At 38.8% G+C, this 24,774-nt stretch carries 26 protein-coding genes and 1 other annotated feature; of the genes, 21 read left to right on the top strand and 5 right to left on the bottom strand.

Translation table 11 applies throughout. The annotated features are described in order from the left end of the window. Window positions 1-122 precede the first annotated feature (122 nt). From AB3I27_RS06805 to AB3I27_RS06795, 3 genes are all read left to right on the top strand, one after another. Complete coding sequence (locus AB3I27_RS06805; protein ID WP_002290805.1) at window positions 123-1,022, top strand: ABC transporter ATP-binding protein; 900 nt, start codon at window positions 123-125, stop codon at window positions 1,020-1,022. Then, complete coding sequence (locus AB3I27_RS06800; protein WP_002308517.1) at window positions 1,015-2,277, top strand: ABC transporter permease; 1,263 nt, start codon at window positions 1,015-1,017, stop codon at window positions 2,275-2,277. Before AB3I27_RS06805 ends, AB3I27_RS06800 begins: the two co-directional genes overlap by 8 nt. A gap of 160 nt (window positions 2,278-2,437) precedes the next feature. After that, window positions 2,438-4,336 (top strand): fructose-1,6-bisphosphatase, encoded by a 1,899-nt coding sequence (locus tag AB3I27_RS06795; protein ID WP_368022955.1) that lies wholly within the window; start codon window positions 2,438-2,440, stop codon window positions 4,334-4,336. Between the two features lie 298 nt (window positions 4,337-4,634). On the opposite strand, the gene AB3I27_RS06790 is transcribed toward AB3I27_RS06795, so the two are convergent. Further along, complete coding sequence (locus AB3I27_RS06790) at window positions 4,635-5,354, bottom strand: gamma-glutamyl-gamma-aminobutyrate hydrolase family protein (RefSeq protein WP_002308521.1); 720 nt, start codon at window positions 5,352-5,354, stop codon at window positions 4,635-4,637. A gap of 189 nt (window positions 5,355-5,543) precedes the next feature. After that, window positions 5,544-5,591, top strand: a sequence feature (sodium ion sensor (DUF1646 type); this cis-regulatory element may regulate processes involved in with the transportation of sodium ions). A gap of 99 nt (window positions 5,592-5,690) precedes the next feature. Here AB3I27_RS06790 and AB3I27_RS06785 point away from each other — a divergent pair. The 10 genes from AB3I27_RS06785 to AB3I27_RS06740 are packed head-to-tail and all read left to right on the top strand — an operon-like array spanning window position 5,691 to window position 15,608. After that, window positions 5,691-6,023 carry a hypothetical protein gene (locus AB3I27_RS06785; RefSeq protein WP_002312205.1) on the top strand — a complete coding sequence of 111 codons (333 nt, stop codon included), beginning with the start codon at window positions 5,691-5,693 and terminating at the stop codon, window positions 6,021-6,023. Next, window positions 6,010-8,013, top strand: a complete 2,004-nt coding sequence (locus AB3I27_RS06780) for a V-type ATP synthase subunit I (protein WP_047927417.1) — start codon at window positions 6,010-6,012, stop codon at window positions 8,011-8,013. Before AB3I27_RS06785 ends, AB3I27_RS06780 begins: the two co-directional genes overlap by 14 nt. 18 nt (window positions 8,014-8,031) lie before the next feature. Then, the gene (locus AB3I27_RS06775) at window positions 8,032-8,502 is read left to right on the top strand and encodes a V-type ATP synthase subunit K (protein ID WP_002292848.1); all 471 of its coding nucleotides are present in this window, start codon (window positions 8,032-8,034) and stop codon (window positions 8,500-8,502) included. A 20-nt stretch (window positions 8,503-8,522) separates the two neighbouring features. Next, on the top strand, window positions 8,523-9,107 hold the full coding sequence (locus AB3I27_RS06770) for a V-type ATP synthase subunit E (RefSeq protein ID WP_002308528.1): 585 nt from the start codon (window positions 8,523-8,525) through the stop codon (window positions 9,105-9,107). A gap of 14 nt (window positions 9,108-9,121) precedes the next feature. Next, window positions 9,122-10,108, top strand: a complete 987-nt coding sequence (locus tag AB3I27_RS06765; RefSeq protein WP_047927414.1) for a V-type ATPase subunit — start codon at window positions 9,122-9,124, stop codon at window positions 10,106-10,108. Next, window positions 10,098-10,409 carry a V-type ATP synthase subunit F gene (locus AB3I27_RS06760; protein ID WP_002292844.1) on the top strand — a complete coding sequence of 104 codons (312 nt, stop codon included), beginning with the start codon at window positions 10,098-10,100 and terminating at the stop codon, window positions 10,407-10,409. The genes AB3I27_RS06765 and AB3I27_RS06760 overlap by 11 nt, the downstream gene beginning before the upstream one ends. Window positions 10,410-10,430: 21 nt before the next feature. Continuing rightward, on the top strand, window positions 10,431-12,212 hold the full coding sequence (locus AB3I27_RS06755) for a V-type ATP synthase subunit A (protein ID WP_047927413.1): 1,782 nt from the start codon (window positions 10,431-10,433) through the stop codon (window positions 12,210-12,212). Next, on the top strand, window positions 12,205-13,581 hold the full coding sequence (locus AB3I27_RS06750; RefSeq protein ID WP_002313473.1) for a V-type ATP synthase subunit B: 1,377 nt from the start codon (window positions 12,205-12,207) through the stop codon (window positions 13,579-13,581). The genes AB3I27_RS06755 and AB3I27_RS06750 overlap by 8 nt, the downstream gene beginning before the upstream one ends. Before the next feature lie 6 nt (window positions 13,582-13,587). After that, window positions 13,588-14,223 (top strand): V-type ATP synthase subunit D, encoded by a 636-nt coding sequence (locus AB3I27_RS06745; RefSeq protein ID WP_002313474.1) that lies wholly within the window; start codon window positions 13,588-13,590, stop codon window positions 14,221-14,223. Window positions 14,224-14,252: 29 nt separating this feature from the next. Then, window positions 14,253-15,608, top strand: a complete 1,356-nt coding sequence (locus tag AB3I27_RS06740) for a TrkH family potassium uptake protein (RefSeq protein WP_002308536.1) — start codon at window positions 14,253-14,255, stop codon at window positions 15,606-15,608. Between the two features lie 188 nt (window positions 15,609-15,796). Here the strand turns inward: AB3I27_RS06740 and AB3I27_RS06735 are convergent, their stop codons facing one another. Further along, a complete protein-coding gene (locus AB3I27_RS06735; RefSeq protein ID WP_047927411.1) occupies window positions 15,797-16,168 on the bottom strand; it encodes a VOC family protein in 372 nt (123 codons plus the stop codon). Between the two features lie 133 nt (window positions 16,169-16,301). On the opposite strand from AB3I27_RS06735, the gene AB3I27_RS06730 reads away from it, so the two are divergent. After that, window positions 16,302-16,745 (top strand): NUDIX hydrolase, encoded by a 444-nt coding sequence (locus tag AB3I27_RS06730; RefSeq protein ID WP_002308540.1) that lies wholly within the window; start codon window positions 16,302-16,304, stop codon window positions 16,743-16,745. A gap of 48 nt (window positions 16,746-16,793) precedes the next feature. Here the strand turns inward: AB3I27_RS06730 and yidA are convergent, their stop codons facing one another. The 3 genes from yidA to AB3I27_RS06715 are packed head-to-tail and all read right to left on the bottom strand — an operon-like array spanning window position 16,794 to window position 19,803. Next, complete coding sequence (gene yidA, locus AB3I27_RS06725) at window positions 16,794-17,603, bottom strand: sugar-phosphatase (RefSeq protein ID WP_002292832.1); 810 nt, start codon at window positions 17,601-17,603, stop codon at window positions 16,794-16,796. A gap of 18 nt (window positions 17,604-17,621) precedes the next feature. Further along, window positions 17,622-18,989, bottom strand: coding sequence for an HD domain-containing protein (locus tag AB3I27_RS06720; protein ID WP_002308544.1), 1,368 nt, complete (start codon window positions 18,987-18,989; stop codon window positions 17,622-17,624). After that, window positions 18,973-19,803, bottom strand: coding sequence for a lipoate--protein ligase family protein (locus AB3I27_RS06715; protein ID WP_002313475.1), 831 nt, complete (start codon window positions 19,801-19,803; stop codon window positions 18,973-18,975). The genes AB3I27_RS06720 and AB3I27_RS06715 overlap by 17 nt, the downstream gene beginning before the upstream one ends. A gap of 162 nt (window positions 19,804-19,965) precedes the next feature. Here AB3I27_RS06715 and AB3I27_RS06710 point away from each other — a divergent pair, with 162 nt between their 5' ends. The 7 genes from AB3I27_RS06710 (at window position 19,966) to AB3I27_RS06680 (ending at window position 24,647) form a co-directional block, all read left to right on the top strand. After that, window positions 19,966-20,403, top strand: coding sequence for a DUF1934 domain-containing protein (locus AB3I27_RS06710; RefSeq protein WP_002346076.1), 438 nt, complete (start codon window positions 19,966-19,968; stop codon window positions 20,401-20,403). Window positions 20,404-20,478: 75 nt separating this feature from the next. Beyond that, complete coding sequence (gene rpoE, locus AB3I27_RS06705) at window positions 20,479-21,099, top strand: DNA-directed RNA polymerase subunit delta (RefSeq protein ID WP_002292825.1); 621 nt, start codon at window positions 20,479-20,481, stop codon at window positions 21,097-21,099. Window positions 21,100-21,364: 265 nt separating this feature from the next. Then, window positions 21,365-21,871: an RNA polymerase sigma factor gene (locus tag AB3I27_RS06700; RefSeq protein WP_002292824.1), complete on the top strand. Its 507-nt coding sequence runs from the start codon at window positions 21,365-21,367 to the stop codon at window positions 21,869-21,871. Between the two features lie 16 nt (window positions 21,872-21,887). Then, window positions 21,888-22,787: an RsiV family protein gene (locus tag AB3I27_RS06695; protein ID WP_002308550.1), complete on the top strand. Its 900-nt coding sequence runs from the start codon at window positions 21,888-21,890 to the stop codon at window positions 22,785-22,787. Between the two features lie 82 nt (window positions 22,788-22,869). Continuing rightward, on the top strand, window positions 22,870-23,760 hold the full coding sequence (locus AB3I27_RS06690; RefSeq protein WP_104771550.1) for a polysaccharide deacetylase family protein: 891 nt from the start codon (window positions 22,870-22,872) through the stop codon (window positions 23,758-23,760). A gap of 188 nt (window positions 23,761-23,948) precedes the next feature. Then, a complete protein-coding gene (locus AB3I27_RS06685; protein ID WP_002342852.1) occupies window positions 23,949-24,371 on the top strand; it encodes a LytTR family DNA-binding domain-containing protein in 423 nt (140 codons plus the stop codon). Between the two features lie 66 nt (window positions 24,372-24,437). Further along, complete coding sequence (locus AB3I27_RS06680; protein ID WP_230078816.1) at window positions 24,438-24,647, top strand: LytTR family transcriptional regulator DNA-binding domain-containing protein; 210 nt, start codon at window positions 24,438-24,440, stop codon at window positions 24,645-24,647. Window positions 24,648-24,774: the final 127 nt, after the last annotated feature.

The following is a 24,774-nucleotide window of genomic DNA, read 5'->3' as shown; positions in this document are numbered from 1 at the left end:
AAGTAAAGTGTCCTATCATTTTATTTACAACAACAAGAGAGTATACGTTTTGTTGGTAAATAATAAATCGCTTACATCTGGTGTTTTAGGATATATGGATTTATTGAAGAAGGAGTGAAGAAATGTTAGAAGTCAAGAATCTTGTTAAAACTTTTGGGAACTACACAGCTGTCGATCATGTCTCTTTCCAAATCCCAGACGGAAAAATCATGGGGCTGATTGGTCAAAACGGTGCTGGGAAGACAACGACTTTTCGTTTGATCTTGGATTTTTTGACACAAGACCAAGGAGAAGTGTTATGGAATGGTCATCATCTTGGGGAGAAAGATTATGATATCATCGGTTATCTTCCAGAAGAACGAGGACTTTATCCAAAAGTAACGATTCAAGACCAACTGCTTTATTTTGCAGAACTTAGAGGGAAATCAAGAAAAGAAATTGAACCAAAAATCGATTTTTGGATGGAAAAATTTCAGGTAAAAGGGAAAAAGACGGATAAAGTAAAATCTTTGTCTAAAGGGAATCAGCAAAAAGTCCAGCTCATCGCCACATTGATCCATGAACCTAAATTGATCATTTTGGATGAACCATTTAGCGGGTTAGATCCGGTAAACGCGGAATTACTGAAAGATGGAATATTGGAATTGAAGAAACATGGTTCGTGTGTCATTTTTTCTAGCCATAATATGGATAATGTAGAAAAAATCTGTGATCATTTGATCATGCTGCGAAACGGAAAAATGGTTTTGAATGGAAAAGTCCATGAGATCCGTGAATCATTTGGCCGTACGAAGTTATTCTTGGAATCTGGGTTAAGCCAACAGGAAGTAGAAGAAATCGAAGGCGTGAAAAAAGTGATCCTTCGTGAGGATAATACGTTAGAGATTACATTAGAAGATCCTGAAGCAGGGAAAGAAATCTTTACTCGTGCGACTCAATTCGGCTATATTCCTATGTTCAACCAGCAGCCGCCAACTTTGGAAGAGATTTTCAAATTGAAAGCAGGTGAAATCGATGCGTAAGTTTTGGATTATTACCAAAGATGTCTATTTAAAAAATGTCAAGTCGATTTCTTTCTTGATTATGATATTAGTCCCTTTCATCATGCTAGGTATTATTTATGTAGCAGGAAACTTTGCCCAGCAAAATAGTGATGTCAATAAAATCGGCGTATTGGCTGATAATGAGCAAATCAGTCAGCAAATGAGCCAAGTCAAAACAGATGATTTTGAGTTCAAAGCAGTGGATTCTGAAGAAAACGCACAAAAAGACCTTTCGGAAGAAAAAATTGATGCTTATTTAGTAGTCTCAACTGATAAAGATAAAGTAAATGGGACGCTTTATAGTGAAAATTCATTGGGACAAAGTACACAACTGCTGATACAACAACAATTGACAGGCTTGCAATCGATGCTTCGAGCAAGCGAATTAGGTATTTCTCCAGAAGAAGTAGCAAGTTTGAGCCAACAGGCAAGTTTGACTCGACAAAAAGTCAACTTTGATTCAAAAGGAAAAATGTCGGTAGGAGAAGATAATTCGACAGTCCAATATGTTGTCAGCTATGTGGCGACGATTGTCTTGTTCATTATCATTCTGACTTATGCACAAATCATTGCACAAGAGATTGCTTCTGAAAAAGGCACGCGGATCATGGAAGTGATCCTGTCCAGTACGACTGCACAAAAGCATTTTTACGGGAAACTAACTGGTGTTTTGCTTGTTGCATTAACGCAAATGGCATTATACGGCATTATTTTTGGTGTAGGATACAATCAATTCAAAGATATGGAAATGGTCAAGAATATATTGGATGGTATCTCATTAGATAATTTGATTGGACCATTCTTGTGGTATTCTCTTCTATTTATGATCTTTGGCATTTTGATTTTTTCTGTTTTGGCAGCTTTATGTGGCTCTTTGGTCAACAAAGCAGAAGATACAGCAAAAGCAATCTTGCCAGTGACTTATTTATCTTTAGGCGGATACATGCTTGGGTTGATATTAGGTGCGTCAGATCCAAATAATATCGTTATTCGAATCACTTCGTATATTCCATTTTTATCTTCCTATATTATGCCGGTTCGCTTGGCAAATGAGACAGTCGGTATGGGTGGAGCATTGATTTCCTTGTTGGTACTTGTAGCCGTGACATTCTTATTGATGATTTTGTCTGCAAACATGTACAAATCGAATGTACTCGTGTATAGCGAAGGCGGATTATGGAGTTCATTGAAACAATCGATTTCAATTATGAGAAATGAACGAAAAAAAGCATAAAATATAAAAAAATATAGAAGGAAGCTGGACATTTATTGTTCTCAGCTTCTTTTTTGTATAGACCTATTTCTATTTTTTTATTATATTTGATATATATCCATTGAAAATAGTGTATAACAACTTTATAATATTGAGTATACCAATTTTTGGAGGCGTTTTAATGGACCGCTATTTAGATTTACTTTCAGAGAAATTCCCCACAACGGAAGATGTCATCACGGAAATCATCAATCTCGAAGCAATTTTACAGCTTCCAAAAGGAACAGAGTTATTTTTGAGCGATATACATGGCGAATTTCCTGCTTTTGATCATATTCTGCGTATCGGTTCAGGAAATCTTAAAGAAAAGATCAAAGACCTTTTCTCTGAACAAATGACGGAAACAGAGATTAGCCAATTCACTATTTTTACGGCTTATCCAGAATATGCATTGACGACTGAGTGGTACAAAAAACAAGATAAATCCCAGCTGATCCATCGTTCGATCGATCTTTTACGGTTTACGACAGTCAAATACACTCGATCAAAAGTTCGAAAAGGATTGCCGAAAGAATATAGCTATATCATTGAGGAACTCTTGTATATCGATGATCGTATCAACGGGAAAAAAGACTATGTAAAAAAAATCATTGAACAGCTTGTCTTGATGAAGGAAGAAGAAAAATTTTTAACAAAACTTGCGCAGACGATCCAAAAATCTGTCATCGATCATTTGCATATCGTGGGTGATATTTTTGATCGGGGAACTCAAGCAGCCAAAGTGATGGATCGAATCATGGATTTTTCCTCTGTAGATATCCAGTGGGGGAATCATGATATTTTGTGGATTGGTGCGTATTGCGGCTCTGAGGCATGTTTATTGACGCTTTTACGGATTGCCGCACGCTACAACTATTTATTTGAATTAGAGAAAGAATATGGATTAAATTTACGTCCATTATTTTCTTTTGCCCATCAAACTTACCAGAAGAATCCTGTATTTACACCTAAAAACGGGAAAGATCTATCTGAAAGAGAACAAGAAGAATTAGAAAAGATCCATCAAGCACTTTCTATCCTCCAATTCAAATCAGAACATCAGTTGTTGGATCGACGACCTGAATTTAAAATGGACGATCGTAAATTGTTGGAAAAAATCAACTACGAGGAATCAACAATCGATTTAGAAGGTCAGCTCTATGAGTTGAAAGGGACTTGTTTTCAAACGATCCAGCCAGATGATCCTAAAAAGTTCTTGGAAGAGGAACAAAAAGTGATCGATAGTTTGGTGTATTCATTCCAGCACTCGTTAAGAATGCAAAAACACATGACGTTTTTGATCAAAAAAGGGGGAATGTATCTCACGAATAATCAGCATGTACTGTTTCATGGCTGTATACCTGTAGATGAAAAGGGGCAGCTCTTAGCATTTGAATTAGACCAATCTTATCGCGGAAAAGAATTACTGGGATTTTTTGAAAAACAGATAACTGAAAGCGCAAAAGATTTGACTGCAAAAGAAGATTTGGCGACCGATTTGATTTGGTATGCGTGGAGCGGGCCATTTTCGCCTTTATTCGGCAAGAGTAAAATGGCAACTTTTGAGCGCTATTTTCTCACAGAGCCTCATACGCACGTCGAAAAAAGCAATCCCTATTATCACTTGCGAGATGAAGAGTGGTTCAGTGAAAAAATTTTGGCAGAATTCGATGCAAAAGAAGAAGGTTCAGCAATCATCAATGGGCACACGCCAGTAAAAGTAAAAAAAGGGGAGTCACCGATCAAAGCAAACGGAAAAGCATTTGTTATTGACGGAGGTCTATCCAAAGCTTATCAAAAAACAACCGGGATTGCTGGCTACTCACTACTATGCAATTCTTACGGTTTCCAAATCGTGACACATTATCCGTTCTTGCCTATTGAACAACAATTTGCAAAAAAATCTGATCAAACGAATGTAAAAAAAGTGATCGAGCAGCAGCTCCCACGCAAACTTAATCGAGATACGACAAAAGGAATGGAATTACAGCAACAGATTACTCAGCTCCAAAGGCTGTTGGACTATCGAAAGGACGATTGAGAAAAATGCTAGCCAACATTGCTCAATAGACTAAAAAGCGACTGCAACAAAAGGCGTGCCACTGTCTCCTTCGGTATTAGCTCAAAAAACGGTAAAATATAAGAAGCGATTTTTCCGTTTTATTTCTCTAATACTCAGGTCAGGGCGCTGATTTCACGACCTCTGATTCACGGTGTTCAAAAGCTTGCATCTGCGGTAATAAGCCCAGCCAAACGAAAAATATGAGAAGCTATTTTTGTTTAACTGTTCTTATTACTTGATGCAGGACAGCTTTTTCACAACTTCCTCAGAAAAACGGTTAAAATTCATTCACAAAGAAATCGAATAAACGCTGTTCAGATGAATCTACACGATGAGAAAGTTCCGGATGCCATTGGACACCAAGAATTTTGTGCATATTATCTTTACTTTGGACTGCTTCAATGAGTCCATCGTTGGAAAAGGCGATGGCTTTTAACAAAGGAGAAAGATCTTTGACTGCCTGATGATGATAGGAATTCACAAAGTATGAATCAGGGAGAAGGTCACTTAATAAACTGTCCGAAACGATTTTGACTTCGTGAGTCGCAAACTGCGGGGCAGTGGGCTGTTGTTCGTGTTTTACGGACCATTTTGGATATAATGAAAGATCTTGATAAAGTGTTCCTTCCAACACGACATTCAATAGCTGAAGTCCTCGGCAGACTGCAAAAATCGGTTTTCTTTGTTTCAATGCTTCCAAAATCAATGCCTGTTCGAATTGGTCTCGTTGAATATTTGTTTCCGTCAGTTTTGGATGAGGGTCTTCCATGTAAAGTTGCGGACTAACATCCTGACCGCCTGCAAGAATAAGTTTGTCGATTTTCTCAATTAGTTGAGGCGCTGAATCTGGAGACATGACTGGCAGAATAAGAGGCAATCCTTGAGCATCTAAAACTGCATCCACAAATCCCTGCGGTGTGTAGCTTACTTGATTTCCTTGGAAAATATCTGTTGCTCGAATCAGTTGATTCCCGGCAATGCCGATGATTGGTTTCATTTTTATTCCCCCTAAAGTAGACTAATTGTAACAAGGATTTAAAAAAATTTAAACTATGTAAGACTTGCCCCTATACTTATCTGTTCTTGCTGTGTTACTATCTGTAAAGAGAATTTTCGTGTGAAATTCATGACGATAGTTGAAAATATTGCTTAATTTGTTATAATAAAAAGTAAGCAGAAATAAAAAGGTTGGGCGTAAGCTTCAAGGATCTAGTTCTTCAAGGGGTGAGAAGGACATTTTATTGAAGGGGCCTGCCTATACTAAGTTATCTTTAGAGGTACATACTTTCAATGAAAAAAGAAAGCATGTACCTCTTTTTTAAATCGAAAGGAAGTGAAGCAAGTGTTAGAAGCATTGGAACAAATCCGAAAAGCAGAAGAAGAAAATGAGAAGCGTGCCCGAACCCTACGACAGCAGTTGAAGACCTATGCAGAAGAAAAAGAGCAAGAATTGGAGATAATCCAAATAAACAATCGGCAACAGCTGAAACAGTTGGTAGAAGAAAAAGAACAATTCGAAAAGCAAGAATTAGAAAAAGAAAAAATGAAATTGAAAGCAGAAGCAGACAAGGTGCAAGCTACTTTGAAAGACCAATATCAAAAGCATCAGAGTCAAGCAATCGGTGCAATCATTGAAAGGGTGAAAGAAACTTATGGCCGTCACTAAGATGGAAAAAGTGACCCTCATTTCAGATAAAAGAAATCAGGAGAGGATTTTACAAGCAGTACAAGGAATCCAAAATGTTGAAATCCGGGATCTGTATCAAAATAGAACAAATAACCAGTGGGTAGAAAAATATTTTCCAGATACCACGATTATTGATAAAGAAGCAAAATTAAGCGCTTTAGGCAATCGACTGAAAGACATCCAAGAAGCTATCCAATTCATACAACACCACGGCGATAGCCGTCAAAAGAAACTCCATTTGAAACGTCAAGAACTTTCCTTACAAGATTTGGAAGCAAATTATTCCGAAGAAAATTTCATGAACAAATTAGAAGAAGTCCTTGATTTAAAAGAAAAGTGGGAACAGCTAACTGAAAAACGCGATCGTTTAGAAGAAGAGGAAGAATGGCTTCTTCATTGGCAACAGCTGGATATTGCTCCAAGTATGTATGCAAGTAAGACGACCCTTTTTGAGATGGGGACTGTGAGTGCAGCAAATTTTGAAAGTTTCAAGGAAGAACTGAGTAAACTTGATGACGTTTATATGGAAGAAATAGATTATACGCCAAAACAAGTTTATCTTTCGTATGTTGCTTTAAACAAATCAGCTGCTGCTATAGAAGAAATTGCTGGGAAATACGGGTTCAATAAAGAAACGTATCCTTATGAACAAAATCCTAAAGAAAAACTGCAAGAAACCAAACGGCAATTATCCATTGTTCACGAGCACCAAAAGAAGATAACAACAGCGTTAGGTCAGTGCAGCGGCTATATCCAAGAATTTGAATGGGTAGAAGAAGTCACACTTGCCGTTGCAGAACGGGAAAAAGTAAAAGAACGGTTTATCCATGCCACTTATCTGATCGTTTTGCAAGGTTGGGTAGATGCAGAAGAAAAACAGAATTTGATGCATGTGTTAAACGAAACTGTATCAGAAGAAGATATATATGTTAGTTTCGAAACACCAAACTCAGAAGAGATTCAGCAGGAAGTCCCTACTAAATTGAAAAACCATCCGCTTATCGAACCTTTTGAATTGCTGACTGAAATGTACAGTCTGCCAAAATATGAAGAAGTAGATCCAACACCTTGGATGACACCATTTTATCTTGTCTTCTTCGGGATGATGGTCGCAGATGTTGGTTACGGATTGCTGATGCTCATTGGGACAATACTAGCTCAAAAACTACTTGTTTTACCACGTGGGATGAAACGTTTCGTAAAATTCTTTGAGATTCTCTCGGTACCATCGATCATCTGGGGATTGATCTACAGTTCATTTTTCGGACAGGCATTACCAAAAGAACTGTTTGGCATTCGCTTGCCTTTCCCAATCCTATCTACGACGGATGACGTCAATACGATTTTGATTTTATCCGTGATTTTCGGTCTAATACAGATCTTGGTTGGATTATTTGTGGCAGCAAAGGAAAATATCAGGAGAAAAGATTACTTGAGTGCTGTCAGTGATGGATTTGCCTGGCAAGGAATCCTAATTGGAATCGTTATTGCATTGATTGGTGCCATGTTGATAAAAAATACAGCATTTGTTTATCTTGGCGCGGGGCTATCGATCATTGCTGCTTTATGTATCTTAATCGTGCCGATTATCCAATCGCCGTCTAAAGTCAAAGGTGCTGCTAAAGGAGCGTATAATCTTTATGGATTGACTGGTTATATCGGTGATTTAGTCAGTTATACACGTTTGATGGCACTAGGTATTTCAGGCGGAAGTATTGGCGCGGCATTCAATATGCTAGTTGCTTTCATGCCGCCAGCCGCTCGATTCAGTGTAGGGATCCTTTTGATCATCGCTTTACACGCACTGAATATGTTTTTGACACTGTTGAGTGCCTATGTCCATGGCGCACGATTGCAGTATGTCGAATTTTTTGGAAAATTTTATACAGGAGGCGGACGTGCCTTTGACCCGCTGAAAACGGCGGAAAAATACGTCAACATCAATCATAAGAAAAAAAACAATAGATAATTGGAGGATTTTTATACAATGATGGATTACTTAATTAGTCAAAATGGTGGAATGGTATTTGCAGTATTAGCGATGGCAACAGCGACGATTTTTTCAGGGATCGGTTCAGCTAAAGGTGTTGGAATGACAGGTGAGGCAGCAGCAGCGTTAACAACAAGTCAACCCGAAAAATTCGGACAGGCTCTGATTCTGCAATTGCTTCCAGGTACGCAAGGGTTGTATGGATTCGTTATCGCCTTTTTGATTTTTATCAACTTAGGAAATGATATGTCAGTTGTACAAGGTTTGAACTTTTTAGGCGCTTCTCTGCCGATTGCTTTTACAGGCTTGTTTTCAGGTATCGCCCAAGGGAAAGTTGCAGCAGCAGGTATCCAAATTTTAGCGAAAAAACCTGAACATGCTACAAAAGGAATCATTTTTGCTGCGATGGTTGAAACATATGCGATTTTAGGTTTCGTTATTTCCTTCCTATTAGTATTGAATGCCTAAGCATAAAGGAGGAAAACCAGATGAACGCCATTGAAAAAATCATCTCTCAGATGAATGAAGCAGCAGAGCAAGAAAGAGCGGCGTTAGAGCAAGAAGAGCGAATGAAGATCGATCAAAACTTTGAACAAAAACGTACGCAAATCGAAACAGAACATCAAAAACAAAAAGAAAAACAAATCGAATTACTTGAAAAAAAATACCGTCAGCTTAGGAATCGCCAACAAGTAGAAGTGCGACAAGAAAATTTGAACGCGAAGCAGGAATTTTTACGTCGATTGTTTGCAGATGCAATAGCTGAAATGGAGAATTGGGATGAATCTGAACAAATCCAGTTTATCAAAAATTCATTGTATTCATTACCTTTGACAGGCAAAGTAACATTCATTGCTGGAGAAAAATCAGCAGCTTATCTTTCTCAGACATTGTTGGATGAATGGAACAATGAACTTCCATTTACGATGGTTTTAAGCGATGAATCTGTTGCTGGTCAAGCTGGGTTTCTGATAAACGATCAAGGAGTTCAGTATAATTTTCTTTTCAGCAGCCTTGTACAAGATATCCAAGGAACGATGAGTTTTGAGATTGCCAATCAATTATTCGAATAAGGAGGGATCAGTGTATGGAATACCACGAACTAAATCCCTTGATTCGCGGAAGAGAGCTTGAACTTTTGTCCAATGAGACATTTGAACGGATGATTCAAACCAATTCTGTCGAAGCACTTGGTGAGATATTGAAATCCACGATTTACAGTCCATATATCTATGACGGATATGAATATGACTTTGAACAGAATCTTTTAAAGGAGCAGAGCCGTCTATTTCGCTGGTTAAAGGAATCAGCACCGGAGCCTGAAATCGTTTGGATCTATACGATGCGTTATACTTTCCATAATCTGAAAGCTTTAACAAAGGCTGAGATGACAAATCAAAATCTGGACCATTTGTATATCGACGATGGGTTTTATTCATTAGAAACCTTGAAGGATGCCATTCATACGCAAGTTTCAAATGAACTCCCTGAAAGTATTATGGATAGTATACGAGAAGTCCGCGATTATTTTGAAGAGTCTACCATTCTTCAGGGAATCGATGTGATCTATGATCGGCAGTTTATGACTGAACAGCGACGGCTCGCCGATAAGCTAGGATATCAAGAATTACTGACAGAAGTCATTACTTTTATTGACTTGACCAATATCACAACGATGGCTCGAGGAATATTGCAGAAAAGAACATATGGGTTCATGACGACGGTGCTTTCCAGTTCGGGAAGTATCGAAAAAGAAGTATTTTTGAACTTTGTAGATAAAGACATGGAAGCTTACACGAACTTTCTATTAGAGACAGATTATGCTGAGTTTCTGCGTCCTGTCATCCGTGAGGGAAATCTTGATCTCGTAAAGTTTGAACAGTTGAAAGATGATTATCTAAGTTCATTGTATCAAGAAGCACAAACCCAGGCTTTCGGACCACTGCCACTACTAGCCTTTTTGAACGCAAAAGAGGTAGAAAGCAAAAACCTTCGTTTACTGGTTATCGGCAAAAGAAGCCATTTCGAACCAGAAACAATCAGAAAGCGGGTGAGACAAGTCTATGACGCATAAGATCGGTGTAGTTGGCGACAAAGATTCTGTTTTGCCATTCAAATTGTTTGGCTTCGATGTTCGTTACGGTACAACCAAGCAGACCGTTCGCCAGGCAATTGAAGAAATGGCAAAGAATGAATATGGCGTGATTTATGTCACAGAGCAATGTGCAGCATTGAGCCCAGAAACGATCGAACGTTACAAGGAACAAATGATACCTGCTATCGTATTGATTCCCAACCATCAAGGATCATTAGGGATTGGGCTGGAAGAAATTCAAAAGAACGTAGAAAAAGCAGTAGGTCAAAATATCTTATAGTATGAAAAGGAGATAGAAATTTTGCAAATTGGAAAAATCATAAAAGTCTCCGGACCTCTTGTAATGGCTGAGAACATGTCTGATGCCAGTATCCAGGACATGTGTTTAGTGGGAGATCTAGGAGTTATCGGAGAAATTATTGAGATGCGTGGCGACGTGGCGTCTATTCAAGTATATGAAGAGACTTCTGGAATTGGTCCAGGCGAACCGGTTCGCTCTACTGGTGAAGCTTTATCTGTTGAATTAGGACCAGGGATCATTTCACAAATGTTTGACGGAATCCAACGGCCATTAGATACCTTTATGGAAATCACACAAAGTAATTTCTTAGGACGGGGAGTCCAATTGCCTGCATTGGATCATGAGAAAAAATGGTGGTTCGAACCAATATTAGAAGCCGGAGAAACGGTTAGTGCTGGCGATGTGATTGGAATCGTAGAAGAAACAAAAGTTATCAAACACAAAATCATGGTGCCAAATGGGATAAAAGGTACGATCAAAACAATCGAAAAAGGGTCGTTCACTATTGATGAAACCGTATGTGTCGTTGAAACTGAAAATGGTGACAAAAACTTGACGATGCTCCAAAAATGGCCAGTAAGACGTAGTCGACCAATCAAAGAAAAATTAAACCCTGATGCACCGATGATCACCGGACAGCGAGTGATCGATACGTTCTTCCCAGTGACAAAAGGGGGAGCAGCTGCTGTTCCTGGTCCATTTGGTGCAGGAAAAACAGTCGTTCAGCATCAAATCGCAAAATGGGCCGATGTGGACATGGTCGTTTATGTGGGATGCGGTGAACGTGGAAATGAGATGACGGATGTTTTAAATGAATTCCCTGAATTGATTGACCCTAATACAGGAGAATCATTGATGGAACGTACGGTATTGATTGCGAATACATCTAACATGCCGGTAGCGGCTCGAGAAGCTTCTATCTATACGGGAATCACGATTGCGGAATATTTCCGTGACATGGGTTATGACGTTGCTATCATGGCTGACTCCACTTCACGATGGGCAGAAGCACTTCGTGAGATGAGCGGACGTTTGGAAGAAATGCCTGGTGATGAAGGTTATCCAGCTTATCTTGGTTCACGGCTTGCGGAATACTATGAACGATCTGGAAGAGTCATTGCATTAGGATCAGAAGGTCGCGAAGGAAGTATAACCGCAATCAGTGCTGTATCGCCCTCTGGAGGGGATATTTCGGAACCAGTCACACAAAATACATTGCGGGTCGTAAAAGTATTCTGGGGTCTTGATTCCAGTTTAGCCCAAAAAAGACATTTTCCTTCGATCGATTGGATACAAAGCTATTCTCTTTATTCAACAGAAGTAGGGAAGTATATGGATCATATCCTTCAAGCTGACTGGGCATCCATGGTCACCGAGGGCATGCGTATTTTGCAGGAAGAACAGCAGCTGAATGAAATCGTGCGTTTGGTAGGGATTGATTCCCTTTCAGATAATGACCGTCTGACATTAGAAGTGGCAAAATCCATTCGTGAAGATTATTTGCAGCAAAATGCTTTTGATGATGTCGATACATTCACTTCAAGAGAGAAACAATTCAAAATGTTGAAGATGATCTTAACCTTTGGTGAAGAAGGACGGCGTGCGTTGTCGTTAGGTGCTTATTTAAGTGAGATCATGGACGGTACCGTATCGATTCGTGAAAGGATCGGACGAAGCAAGTATATCCCGGAAACAGAATTAGAAAAACTAGATCAAATTATCGGTGAAATCAAGCAAACGATGCAAACAATCGTTTCAGAAGGAGGCATGAGCAATGATTAAAGAATATCGTACGATCGGTGAAGTCGTCGGTCCATTGATGGCGGTTGAAAAAGTTGCTGGTGTCAAATATGAAGAATTAATCGAAGTCCGTATGCAAAATGGCGAGATTCGTCGTGGACAAGTATTGGAAGTCCAAGAAGATAAAGCAATGGTCCAAATATTTGAAGGAACAAGTGGTATCAATTTACGTGACTCTTCTGTACGATTTTTAGGACATCCTTTAGAACTAGGTGTATCGGAAGACATGATCGGTCGAGTATTCGATGGCTTGGGACGTCCAAAAGATAATGGACCAGAAATCCTGCCCGAAAAGTATTTGGATATTAACGGAGAAGTAATCAATCCAGTAGCTCGGGATTACCCAGATGAGTTTATCCAAACAGGGATTTCTGCAATCGATCATTTGAACACATTAGTTCGTGGACAAAAATTACCAGTATTTTCTGGTTCTGGTCTTCCTCACAAAGAATTAGCTGCTCAGATTGCGCGACAAGCAACGGTACTTGATTCATCAGATGATTTCGCCGTAGTCTTTGCTGCTATTGGAATTACTTTTGAAGAAGCAGAATTTTTCATGGAAGATTTTCGACAAACTGGTGCAATCGACCGTTCTGTCATGTTCATGAATTTAGCAAACGACCCTGCAATCGAACGTATTGCTACTCCTCGTATGGCTTTGACTGCTGCAGAATATCTTGCTTATGAAAAAGGAATGCATGTATTGGTTATCATGACAGACATGACCAACTATGCAGAGGCATTGCGAGAGATTTCTGCAGCACGGCGAGAAGTTCCAGGGAGAAGAGGCTATCCTGGGTATCTTTACACGAACTTAGCTACTTTGTTCGAACGAGCAGGAAGGATCCGCGGACTAAAAGGATCAGTTACTCAAATTCCGATTTTAACAATGCCAGAAGACGATAAGACCCATCCGATCCCTGACTTGACCGGTTATATTACAGAAGGTCAGATCATCTTGACTAGAGAGCTTTACAAGAGTGGGATTCAACCACCAATTGATGTACTTCCGTCTCTTTCGCGGTTAAAAGATAAAGGAACTGGACCCGGAAAGACAAGAGAAGACCATGCGGCTACGATGAATCAGCTTTTTGCAGCCTATGCACAAGGAAAACAGGCAAAAGAATTAGCCGTAGTTTTAGGAGAATCTGCTTTATCTGATGTAGACAAGATCTATGCGAAGTTTGCTGAGCGGTTTGAAAAAGAATATGTCAATCAAGGATTCTACACGAACCGTTCGATTACTGAAACACTTGATCTAGGGTGGGAACTGCTATCGATGTTGCCAAGAACCGAATTAAAACGAATCAAAGACGACATGCTGGACAAATATCTGCCAGAAGGGAAGTGAGTTCTGATGGTACGATTGAATGTGAATCCGACTCGCATGGAATTGACCCGATTGAAAAAACAGTTGACAACTGCCACAAGAGGGCATAAATTATTAAAAGATAAGCAAGATGAACTGATGCGTCAATTCATCCTGTTGATTCGAAAGAACAACCAACTGCGTCAAGAAATGGAAGAGTCTATGACAGAAGCAATGTCTGATTTTGTATTGGCAAATGCTTCGATCACGGAACCTTTCATCGAAGAATTGTTTGCTTTGCCGGCGGAAAACGTTGATTTATCTATTGTAGACAAAAATATCATGAGTGTAAAAGTACCTGTGATGAATTTTGAATATGATGAACAGCTGACAGACTCCCCTTTGGAATACGGGTATTTGAATTCCAGTGCCGAACTGGATCGGTCAATCGATCGCTTTACTACCTTACTTCCAAAACTTTTGGAACTGACAGAAATCGAAAAAACTTGTCAGCTGATGGCGAGTGAAATCGAAAAGACACGTCGACGAGTCAATGCATTAGAATATATGACGATTCCTCAATTAGAAGAAACGATCTATTATATTCGTATGAAGCTAGAAGAAAACGAGCGCGCAGAAGTAACAAGGTTGATCAAAGTAAAAAATATGGGTACCACTGACTAAGTGGTATCCTTTTTTAAAAGAGGAAAACGATGATTAAACAAAACAAACAATTAAAGAAACGCTTGCCGGCCGTTCAGCTTCTCGCATTAGGATTTTTTCTCCTGATTTTAGTTGGCGGCGGCCTACTTACCCTGCCATTTTTTAGTAATAGTGGGCATGGGACAAATTTTATCGATGCGCTTTTCACTGCAACTTCTGCCGTCTGCGTGACGGGATTGACGACATTGAATACAGCAGAACATTGGAACAGTGCTGGTCAGTTTTTGATCATGCTTTTGATTGAGATCGGCGGTCTTGGTTTTATGATGGTTCCGATTCTATGCTTTGCATTGATAAAGAAAAAAGTCAGTCTCAGCACACGTATTATATTAAAAGAAGCGCTAAATCTAGAAGAAGTATCAGGTGTGATGAAGCTCATGCTTTACATCCTGAAATTGGCCTTTGTGATTCAATTGATTGGTACGGTTGCTTTATCTTTTGTATTTGTGCCTGAATTTGGCTGGCTGAAAGGGATCTGGTACAGTTTGTTTCACGCAATCTCTAGTTTTTGTAATGCAGGGTTTGATTTGTTAGGAGACAGTTTAGCCAATCACCAGCAAAATGTTTATTTGATCATGGTGGTATCTGCTTTGATTATTTCTGGCGGATTAGGCTTTATCGTTTGGCGTGACTTATTGGAATATCATCAGAAAAAGAAGATGACGATTCATTCAAAAATCGCATTAACCGTTACAGGTACCCTTTTATTAGGCGGTTTTGTTGTGTTCTTTTTCACAGAACACAATGGGGCAACGTTAGTGGAAGGGAATATGTTTCAACGATTGGCAAATACTTTTTTTATGAGTGTAACACCTAGAACGGCTGGATATTATTCAGTTGATTACCTCCATATGAGTCATGCCGGTCTGATCTTAACGATGTTTTTGATGTACATTGGCGGAACATCTGGGTCGACTGCCGGCGGATTGAAAACAACTACGTTAGGTGTGTTGCTGATCCAGATGCGTTCGATGCTTAAAGGACGTACGAGAGCGGAAGCATTTGGCCGTACAATCCGTCAAGGCGCAGTGTTGCGAGCACTCACGTTGTTTTTTATCACGTTGACACTGTGTGTAGTCGCCATCATGATTTTATCAGTGACTGAAACGATACCTAAAACTTCTGGCATCGAATATATTGCTTTTGAGGTCTTTTCTGCATTTGGAACAGTAGGACTTACGATGGGATTGACGCCAGACTTGACTGCAATAGGGAAATTGATCATTATAGCGCTTATGTACATTGGACGAGTTGGGGTATTGACTGTGGTCTTCTCTCTGATGACAAAAGCACAAAGAACTCAATCAAAATACAAATATCCAGAAGAAAGTGTCATGATTGGATAAAGTATGCGGATAACATAAATAGAGGTTGTGACAGAAGGAGGCAGCTTCAAGAAATAAGAAGGAATTTACGGAAATTACTTCTCAAATTTTTGTGAAATTTCGGCTTATTTCCGAAGAAGCTACTTCTGGAACATCGTTTATTCGAAAAAAAGAAACTGTGACAAGATTTTTGTCACAGTTTCTTTTTATTAGCCTCGGATGACTTCGATTTTATAACCATCAGGGTCAATGACAAAGTAGTAAGAAGGCGCAGTGCCAGGTAATCCTTTTAAGTCAGTAATTTCAAGACCTGCAGCTTTATGCTGTTCATGTAATTTTTCTAAATCATCAGCTGCAATAGCTATATGACCATAACCATTTCCTAAATCATAGGCACCATGATTGTAGTTATAAGTCAACTCTAATTCATAGTCATCCCCAGGAAGTGTCAAATAAACAAGTGTAAATTTGTTTTCTGGAAAATCACGGCGGCGGCTTTCTTCAAAACCAAATGCCTTTTGATAAAATTCGATTGATGCTTCAAGATCTTTCACTCGAACACATGTGTGAGCCATTTTCATAGATTCATCTCTCCCTTTCCTTTTATTTAATCATAACAAAAAGAAGTAAGGAAATAGTTGATTTGTGCTTGTTCATGAGAAATTTCTCATGTAAAATGGATAGAAAATAAAACTGTTAAGGTGGAAACTATTCATGGATAAACCAATTTTTGGTGAAAAAAAGCAATTTGCTGATTATCAAACCCGTTATGCAGCATATATCGTCATAGAAAAAGATCAGCAGATTGCAGTAATCGAGGCTCCAAATGGTGCTTTTTTTCTTCCTGGCGGGGAAATTGAAGGAGATGAGACGAAAGAAGAAGCAATCGTTCGTGAGCTAATAGAAGAAATGGGGATTGCGGCAGAAATTGCTTTCTATCTGGGAGAAGCAGATGAGTACTTTTACTCGAATTATCGTGCAACTTATTACTATAATCCAGGATATTTCTTTGCTGCTGATTCTTGGAAGCGTATAGGAGAACCCACAGAAAAGACCAATAAAATCTGGTGGGTCAGTCCTCGAGAAGCACTTGATAAATTGAAACGTGGCAGCCATCGATGGGCAGTCGAGAGATGGATCGAAAAAAATAATAAATAAAAACTGAAAGAAAGCGAGTAGACCAGCTTTCTCTCAGTTTTTTATTTATTACAGAACGTATTTTTTGATTGCTTCAGCTACACCGTGTTCGTCGTTCGATGAAGTGATGACATTTGCTGCTTCTTTGACAAGAGAAACGGCATTTCCCATAGCTACTCCTAGACCAGCATATTCAATCATGGATAAGTCGTTCTCGTTATCCCCTATAGCCATGATTTCATCTTGGTCAATACCAAGATGTTGTCCAAGATTCGCAACTGCCGCACCTTTACTTGCTTCTTTATTTAGTACTTCGAAGTAATAGGGTGCACTTTTGACCGTTGTGTATTTATCACGGAAAGTTTGCGGTAAACGTGCAATTGCTGCGTCTAAAATTTCTGGTTCGTCGATCATCATCATTTTGACGATGTTCATGTCTGGTGTCATTTCTTCAGGTGTTCGATATTTTAGCGGCATCTTGACTAAGCTTGCTTCGTGTATCGTATAAGCGCTGATATCTCGATTAGGTGTGTAGATTGCTTTGTCATCAATCGAATGGAGATGACTGCCAACACGGCGTGCCATCACTTCGATTTCTAGAAAATCTTCATGAGTCAGACCGTGACGGGCGATGATTTTACCTGATTTTGTTTGTTGTACGAGTGCCCCATTATAAGTAATAACGTAATCATTATCTTGAAAAAGGTCCAGCTCGTTTAACTGTTCTTGGACACCTGGTAAGGGGCGACCAGTACATAAAACGATTGAGACCCCTTTTGCAACAGCAGCGGCAATCGCTTCTTTTACTTCTTTTGTTACTTCTCTTTTCTCATTTAATAAAGTACCATCGATGTCGATAGCGACTAGTTTGATAGCCATAATTTCCTCCAATATATTTTAGTTTATTTCAATCAATGCGCCATTACGGATATGGCTGGCAAATTCTTGATAAGTTTCATCAAATAAATCATAATGATCACGCAAGGATGGGTCAACCATTTCTTTTGGAAAGAAAAATCGCTCATCTCCTTGTTCTTGTCCCGCTAAAGCGGCAACAAGCTGACTAACCTGTGATAATTCTATCAAAGTTCCGTCATTTCGCAAAATCTCGATTTGCGTGCGATGTCTGCCTTGTTCTGGGCGATAAAAATCATAAGGCAGATCGTAGCTAGAGTTGACAGCAGTGTAATAAACAGGGTTATAGCCGACCTTTTCTACTAACAAAGTGAGTTTTTGAATCAAATTTGAATCCCGGTTGCCAGAAAAAGTGGCAGATTTCAGTGGTTTACGATTCAAAAAACGTTTAGCTAAATCATTTAAAATAGGATCAGCAGATTCAGACCATTGAGTAAAGTAAGTACCCAAGACCCCATCATCAAGTTTGAGGTATTCTTCTAAAGTAAAGCTTCCGTCAAGAAATGGCAAGAGTAGTTGAGAGTGTAGTTCAAAACTGCTGGCATCTTCTTGATACAACTCGTGCGCGCGATGAAGCAGATGCTCCAAGATCACTTCCATACCACGGGAAACAGGATGGAAGTACACTTGCACATACATTTGATATCGGCTAACGATATAATCTTCCACTGCATGCATGCCGCTCATGGAAAAGGCGATCCCGCCTTCATATGGACGAATCACACGTAATATTCGGGTAAGGTCAAATGTTCCATACTCCGTTCCGGTGAAATAAGCATCCCGAAGCAAATAGTCCATTCGATCTGCATCGATCTGGCTGGAAATCATTTGGACAACTTGCGGATTAGAGTAGGTTTTTTGGATCACGCTCGCTACTTTTTCAGGAAAACCTTCTTCTACTCGGTTAAGGATCTGATACACCTCTGTTTCTGGAGAAGTGATGATCTCTACAGTGATAGCCTCGTGATTCGTATGGAAGATGTGCTCGAATGTATGAGAGTAAGGACCGTGACCGACATCATGCAATAGTGCCGCACATAAAGTTACCAGCCGTTCCTGATCATCCCAGCCTCCGTTGCCTATCTTTTCTTTTGGAAAATTTCGAGAAAAGATATCGCAAATTCGTCTTGAAATCTCATAAACACCTAATGAATGGGTAAAACGGCTATGTTCTGCTCCGTGAAAAGTGAAAGAAGCAGTGCCTAATTGTTTGATTCGTCGCAGACGTTGGACTTCTTTCGAGTTGATCAAATCTAAGATTACTTGATGCTGGACATGGATATAGTTATGGACTGGGTCACGAAAAACTTTCTCCATAGGCAGCATTTGATATTTATAAGGGGTTGTCATATTGTAGCTCCTTTATGTTATTGCGTTGTTCCATTCTCTGGATTTGGTTGTTCCATTGCTCCAGCTGGATTTCTTTTTTTAGCCAGTCGGTAGAATCCAGTAAATCACTTGCAGAATACAGCTTTTCAAAAGCTTTTGCAAATGCTTCTTTGACTTCTTCTACGAGAAGGGGATGGTCAAGCAGTTCTTCAAGTGTTGCCATTGTGGCAGGATCAACTGCAGGATAGCCATTTGTACCAAAGCCTTCTTTTAAAGCAGATTGATAAAATCGTTTCATGACTTGCCCGCGCTTTTCCTGATTACCGTTGACACTTAAGTACATCATAACAGAAATCCCATTTTTGATGCGACGCTGAGCGATGCCGGCAAATTTTTTGCCATGGATGCTTAAATCATAAGTTCCAGGACAATAAGAATGGGTGATTTCGAATGCTTGAATCGGTGCCTTAGGAAAGGCGTATTTAGTCAATCGAAGCATTTGCTCGTAAGCTTCATCGATGGTTATTTTTTTTTTGTCATTCTGGGGGAAAATCAAAGAAATATTCAAAATCCCTTCGTCTGATACGATTCCTAATCCACCTGAGTTTCTGATTATCGGAGCATAACCTGCATCTTTCAGTGTTTGGATCCCGTCTCTAAGAAAAGGTGTCCGAACATCTTTCATACCTAAGATGACGGTGCAGTCATATTGCCAGAAATGCAAAAAGATCTGCTGGTGTTCTTTGGAATATTCCGTTAATATATCTGTTAATGCGAAAGGGGAAAAGTCGTTTTTTTGATAAATGTGCTGATCTAGTCGAATCGCAGGGTTCATTCAACCGGCTCCTTTTTATAAATTCATATTTTCTACAATATTATACTCTAAATTCAAGGAGTTGTTTTGGAAAAAAGGTTTTCTGTAAAAATGGACAAGTTGGTTGACAAAACAAAAGAAACTAGGAACAATGTAGCTATGAGAAGTAAAGGAGAATGAAGAATGGAATTATCACAAGGAACACCGATTTCGATCAAATTGCGTACAAAAGTGAAACAACAAGGGGAAATGCAAGATTTTTATTTTGATTTGAAAGGGCAAATGGTGACGATTGGCGATACGCTGTACATACGGTATAAAGAGATGCAAGAGGAAACAGGCGATGAAATCCCTGTAACGATCAAATTAGTTCCAGATGGTCATGTACAGCTGATTCGTGCAGGAGAAATGCGAATGCGTTTGAAATTTGGTTATAAAGAACGGTTAGAAACAGCCTACCGAACACCATACGGTATGATTCAGATTGCTACCTTTACGAAAGAACTGCATGTAAGTTTGAAAGACCGTCCCACAGCAGGAAAGGTTCGGATCGATTATGATTTGTTCATGGGACTAGAAAAAATCGGCGAATATTATTTGACATTGGATTTTACAGCGTAAATATAAAAGAAAAGTTTGATTTTTTGTGTCTGATTTTGTATGATAAGGAGTAGACTGTGAAAGGACGTGTCCTGATTGGAAATTAGTGTATTTGAAGGTGCAAACAAAAGCGAATTATCAATGATCGAAGTAGCACACGCGATTTTAGAACAACGTGGCGATGTCATGGATTTTTCTGATTTAGCCAACCAAATCCAAAACTATCTTGGTAAATCAGACAGTGAAATTCGTGATTCACTCGCACAATTTTATACTGACTTGAATATTGACGGCAGCTTTATCTCATTAGGGGATAATCGTTGGGGCTTGCGTTCATGGTATGCTATCGATTCGATCGATGAAGAAGTAAACCATGGAATGGACGAAGAGGATGAAGATACTCCGCGTCGCCGTAAACGCAAGAAAGTCAACGCCTTTATCAATGATGATGAAGACGCGATCGATTACAATGACGATGACCCAGAAGATACAGATCTGACAGAAGAAGACGACGATGATCTGTTTGATGACGATGATGATGAAGATGAAGAAATCGCTGCTTATAATTCTGACTTGCAAGAAATTGGAGCAGATGACCCAACAGATGATGAAGAAGACTTGCCTGGGAATATCGAAGAAGATTTAAGTATCATAGACGAAGACGATGATGATGAAGACTATGAAGAGGAAGAATTTTCTGACTCTGAAAAAGAATAAACATCATTTACTGTAGAGGCTGTGACGGAAGTGGTCAACTTCAAGAAATTTCCACTTATTTCCGAAGAAGCTACTTCTAGAACACCGTGTATCAGAGGTTGCAACAGAGACGTTGAAGCTATCAGAATAAGAAGGTGTGACATGATTTTTGTCACACCTTCTTTTTTGTATATAAAAATTCAAAGTAAATACATAAAAAATAAAATAATTGAAACTTTTAGCGTACCTTGTACGTCATATTAAGTGAGGCGGAAAGGAGTGGAGAATGATTTTTACTGGATATAAGAAAAAACGGCAGATTGAAAAATACCGTCACCTGCTGAATGGACTCATCGAAACTGATTATCAAAAAATGTTCCGTATCACGATGAATTACGTACATGATAAAGAAGAGGCCTTAGATGTGATGCAAGATAGTTTCCATAAAGCACTGAAGTATTTTGAAAAAGAAAAAGAAATCGAGCATTTTAGTGCATGGTTTTACCGGATATTGATCCGCACGGCATTAGATAGTTGGCGCAGACAAAAAAGGACACCTGTTGACTTATTTGAAATTCAAGATATCCCGCAGCAATTACCTTTAGAAACTTCCGTTGCAGAACTTCATATGATTTTAGATAAAATAGACAGTCCGGAAAAAGAGATTCTGATCCTTTACTTTTTTGAAGGATTTCGTTTGAAAGAAATTGCGACTATCTTAGATATGAACGAAAACACAGTTAAAACAAAAATGTATCGTTCACTGAATGTTTTACGTCAAATCCTAGAATGAAGGAGAGAAGACCGCTATGTATTCTCAAAAAGAAAAGTTAAAAAAACTAAAGAAAACTTATAAAGAACAAGAAATTCCAAGAGGGCTTCAAGAGGAGATCCGCCAGCGTTTTCTTATCGAAGAGCAATCATTCATAAAAGCAAGACGGAGAAAAAGACGCCTCCAAGGGTTCGTAGTATCTTTGGCTATCGTGATGATTACAACAAGTAGTCTCCTTTTTAATAGTCAAGTTCGAAGCTTTGCAGAAGACTTGCCAATTTTAGGATCAGTCATTGAATTGATCTTAGGTGAACGTTTTACTGATCAATCTGAAAAAATAGATATTCAAGTACCGAAGATCCATACTCAAAATGAGAAAGAAAACAAAACGATTCATGGATTAAACCAAAAATACTTTCACGAAGGACAAGCAGATTTTAAAAAAGCTGAAAAAGAATATGGAAATCTTGAAACGGATCATTACCAAGTTCTGGGTGATTATCAGAAAATCGTAGACGATGACCGGTTTCTTGTGATCGAAAGACAGATTACCCAAACAGCAGCGGATAGCCACGTTGAAAAAAGATACGACACGATCGACAAGAAAAACAGTGTCCAGCTCTCACTTCCGCTGTTATTCAAAGATGACACCTATCTATCTGTTTTGACAAAAGAAGTCAAGCGGCAAATGGCCGAACAAGTCAAGGAAGATCCGTCTAAGTACTATTGGACAGAACAAGATATTCAAGAAGGAACGATAGAAAAACCAACACTTGTTACACCAACACGAAGTTTTTATTTGAATAAAGAGCATCAATTAGTTCTGACTTTTTCTCAATATGAAATTGCTCCTGGTTATATGGGAACACCAGAATTCGTCATTCCCAAGTCCGTGACAAAAACGATTTTGGCATCGGAAAATTATTTGGATCATTAGGCGAGAAGTAGTTGCGACTAGCAGTTTCAAATTTTTACAGTTATTTTCAAGTAAGTAATTAAGAAGAGAAAGAAGAGATATAGTGAAAAGAAATTACTTAGTTATCAGTATCATTGCTTTATCCGTGCTTTTATTTTTCGAAGTCACTTCGGTCGCATCATTGATCAGCGAAGAGAAAGGAAAAGTAACTTCATCGGAACGCTCATCACAATCTTTCAAACAATCAGAACAATCAACGAATAAAAACAAGTCGACTGAAACAGCTAGCGTCAATGAATCCACTCAAGAATCAGTGAAATCAACACAAAGTCAATCAACTGAACTAGAACCAACACAAGAAAGTACAGAAGCTGTCCAAGATCCAACTGTCAAAAGTATTGCCATCAGTTTTGATGATGGACCAGGAGCGACCACGACACCACAGCTGTTGCAAATACTTAAAGAAAAAAACGTACACGCCACTTTTTTTGTTTTAGGAGAAAATACGGCGCAACATCCTGAAATTGTGAAGCAGACAGCTGAAGCAGGACACGAGATCGGCAATCACACGTATGATCATCAGGATCTGGCGGTGCTTTCTGCCCAGTCGATCACAGAAGAAGTGGCAAAAACAGACACTGGGATAAAAAAAGCCACTGGTAAAACCCCCACTTTCGTTCGTCCGCCCTATGGTTCGATCACAAGTGTAGGAGCAAGTGTTATCCGGCGGCCAATCATCGAATGGTCGGTCGATTCAGAAGATTGGAAGACAAGAAATCCTGATTTGATTTTGCAGAAGATCCAAGCAACAGTATACGATGGTGCAATTATTTTATTCTATGATATTTATCCTGAAACGATTCGTGCCGTCCCTCAAGTGATCGATTATCTGCAAGAGCAAGGGTACCGCATTACGACAGTGGGGGATTTATTAGGACATCCAACGACTGTCGAGAATTATTATGGCAGAAACGATCATCGGCCAGTCCAGTAAGTGAAAACAAGTATACTATAATAAAAAAACTGTCCGCTAATTTTTTTGGTGGACAGTTTTCACTTGAAAAGTAAAGAAGCAAACATTCGGAAGTTATGCTAAAATGGCAATAGAACGCGTCCTGAGGGAATCGAACCCTAATAGTTGTACACATTCAAGGTATGTCAGCATACAATAGGAGTGATATTATGTTGAAGGTTGCTATCTGCGATGATGAACTTGGCATTACTAACTATGTAGGTAATTTGTTGCAAAATTATGATCCAGATTTATTTGAACCTTATGTATATTATGATTCGTCAAAGTTGATCAAACAAATGGATCAATTAAATTTTGATATGTATATTTTAGATATTGAATTTCCAGGAAAGAATGGAATGGAGGTAGCAGATTTTATTCGGCAAAATGATTTCAATGTTCCGATTATTTTTTTAACGAGTTATCGAGAATATATGGAAAAAGTCTTTAAATTACATACGTTTGATTATATTCTGAAACCGTTGGAACAGAACTATTTTTTTCAAGTGATTGAAAGGGCTATCAAATATTTAGGAGTTTTAAATAATAAATTGAGTTTTCCTATAGAAAAACGGATTATCGAATCGCGTTAAATGACATTTTGTTTTTTGAAAAAAATAGACGTCAAGTATTCATCAATATGACATCTCAAAACAAATATGTCAACTTTGGAGATCATTGCTAAGTTGACATCAACATTTGTTCAAACACATACTTCATTTATTATAAACATGGAGCATATAAGAGAAATAGGAAAAAACTATGTTCGATTAAGCAATTGCGAAAATATCATTGAATTGCCTATAAGCAGAAAGTTTAAAACAGACGCTCTAACAAAGATACTTATGCGAAAGAGAGATTTATTCTAATGGAAGATGAGTTACTTCGAAATATTAGTCTAATAATGTACGTTTTTTTGCTCGATTATTTTTTCTCTGGAGTGGCAGTAAAAAAAGTAAGACTTTCTTGATAAATTTAATTATTTGTACGATTATT

The sequence above is a fragment of the Enterococcus sp. C46 genome, assembly GCF_040887565.1.
In the GTDB taxonomy this organism is placed as follows: domain Bacteria; phylum Bacillota; class Bacilli; order Lactobacillales; family Enterococcaceae; genus Enterococcus_B; species Enterococcus_B lactis.
The sequence above is the reverse complement of the archived record's forward strand: the minus strand, read 5'-3'. Positions and strand labels throughout refer to the sequence as shown.

Bases quoted from the DNA above. Each gene is read 5' to 3' on its own strand.
- AB3I27_RS06740 (WP_002308536.1), top strand. From the start codon at position 14,253: ATGATTAAACAAAACAAACAATTAAAGAAACGCTTGCCGGCCGTTCAG.
- AB3I27_RS06795 (WP_368022955.1), top strand. From the start codon at position 2,438: ATGGACCGCTATTTAGATTTACTTTCAGAGAAATTCCCCACAACGGAA.
- AB3I27_RS06680 (WP_230078816.1), top strand. From the start codon at position 24,438: ATGTCAACTTTGGAGATCATTGCTAAGTTGACATCAACATTTGTTCAA.
- AB3I27_RS06720 (WP_002308544.1), bottom strand. From the start codon at position 18,989: ATGACAACCCCTTATAAATATCAAATGCTGCCTATGGAGAAAGTTTTT.
- AB3I27_RS06750 (WP_002313473.1), top strand. From the start codon at position 12,205: ATGATTAAAGAATATCGTACGATCGGTGAAGTCGTCGGTCCATTGATG.
- AB3I27_RS06710 (WP_002346076.1), top strand. From the start codon at position 19,966: ATGGAATTATCACAAGGAACACCGATTTCGATCAAATTGCGTACAAAA.
- AB3I27_RS06760 (WP_002292844.1), top strand. From the start codon at position 10,098: ATGACGCATAAGATCGGTGTAGTTGGCGACAAAGATTCTGTTTTGCCA.
- AB3I27_RS06805 (WP_002290805.1), top strand. From the start codon at position 123: ATGTTAGAAGTCAAGAATCTTGTTAAAACTTTTGGGAACTACACAGCT.
- AB3I27_RS06715 (WP_002313475.1), bottom strand. From the start codon at position 19,803: ATGAACCCTGCGATTCGACTAGATCAGCACATTTATCAAAAAAACGAC.
- AB3I27_RS06735 (WP_047927411.1), bottom strand. From the start codon at position 16,168: ATGAAAATGGCTCACACATGTGTTCGAGTGAAAGATCTTGAAGCATCA.
- AB3I27_RS06775 (WP_002292848.1), top strand. From the start codon at position 8,032: ATGATGGATTACTTAATTAGTCAAAATGGTGGAATGGTATTTGCAGTA.
- yidA (WP_002292832.1), bottom strand. From the start codon at position 17,603: ATGGCTATCAAACTAGTCGCTATCGACATCGATGGTACTTTATTAAAT.
- AB3I27_RS06745 (WP_002313474.1), top strand. From the start codon at position 13,588: ATGGTACGATTGAATGTGAATCCGACTCGCATGGAATTGACCCGATTG.
- AB3I27_RS06700 (WP_002292824.1), top strand. From the start codon at position 21,365: ATGATTTTTACTGGATATAAGAAAAAACGGCAGATTGAAAAATACCGT.
- AB3I27_RS06780 (WP_047927417.1), top strand. From the start codon at position 6,010: ATGGCCGTCACTAAGATGGAAAAAGTGACCCTCATTTCAGATAAAAGA.
- AB3I27_RS06765 (WP_047927414.1), top strand. From the start codon at position 9,122: ATGGAATACCACGAACTAAATCCCTTGATTCGCGGAAGAGAGCTTGAA.
- AB3I27_RS06770 (WP_002308528.1), top strand. From the start codon at position 8,523: ATGAACGCCATTGAAAAAATCATCTCTCAGATGAATGAAGCAGCAGAG.
- AB3I27_RS06730 (WP_002308540.1), top strand. From the start codon at position 16,302: ATGGATAAACCAATTTTTGGTGAAAAAAAGCAATTTGCTGATTATCAA.
- AB3I27_RS06800 (WP_002308517.1), top strand. From the start codon at position 1,015: ATGCGTAAGTTTTGGATTATTACCAAAGATGTCTATTTAAAAAATGTC.
- AB3I27_RS06685 (WP_002342852.1), top strand. From the start codon at position 23,949: ATGTTGAAGGTTGCTATCTGCGATGATGAACTTGGCATTACTAACTAT.
- AB3I27_RS06790 (WP_002308521.1), bottom strand. From the start codon at position 5,354: ATGAAACCAATCATCGGCATTGCCGGGAATCAACTGATTCGAGCAACA.
- AB3I27_RS06695 (WP_002308550.1), top strand. From the start codon at position 21,888: ATGTATTCTCAAAAAGAAAAGTTAAAAAAACTAAAGAAAACTTATAAA.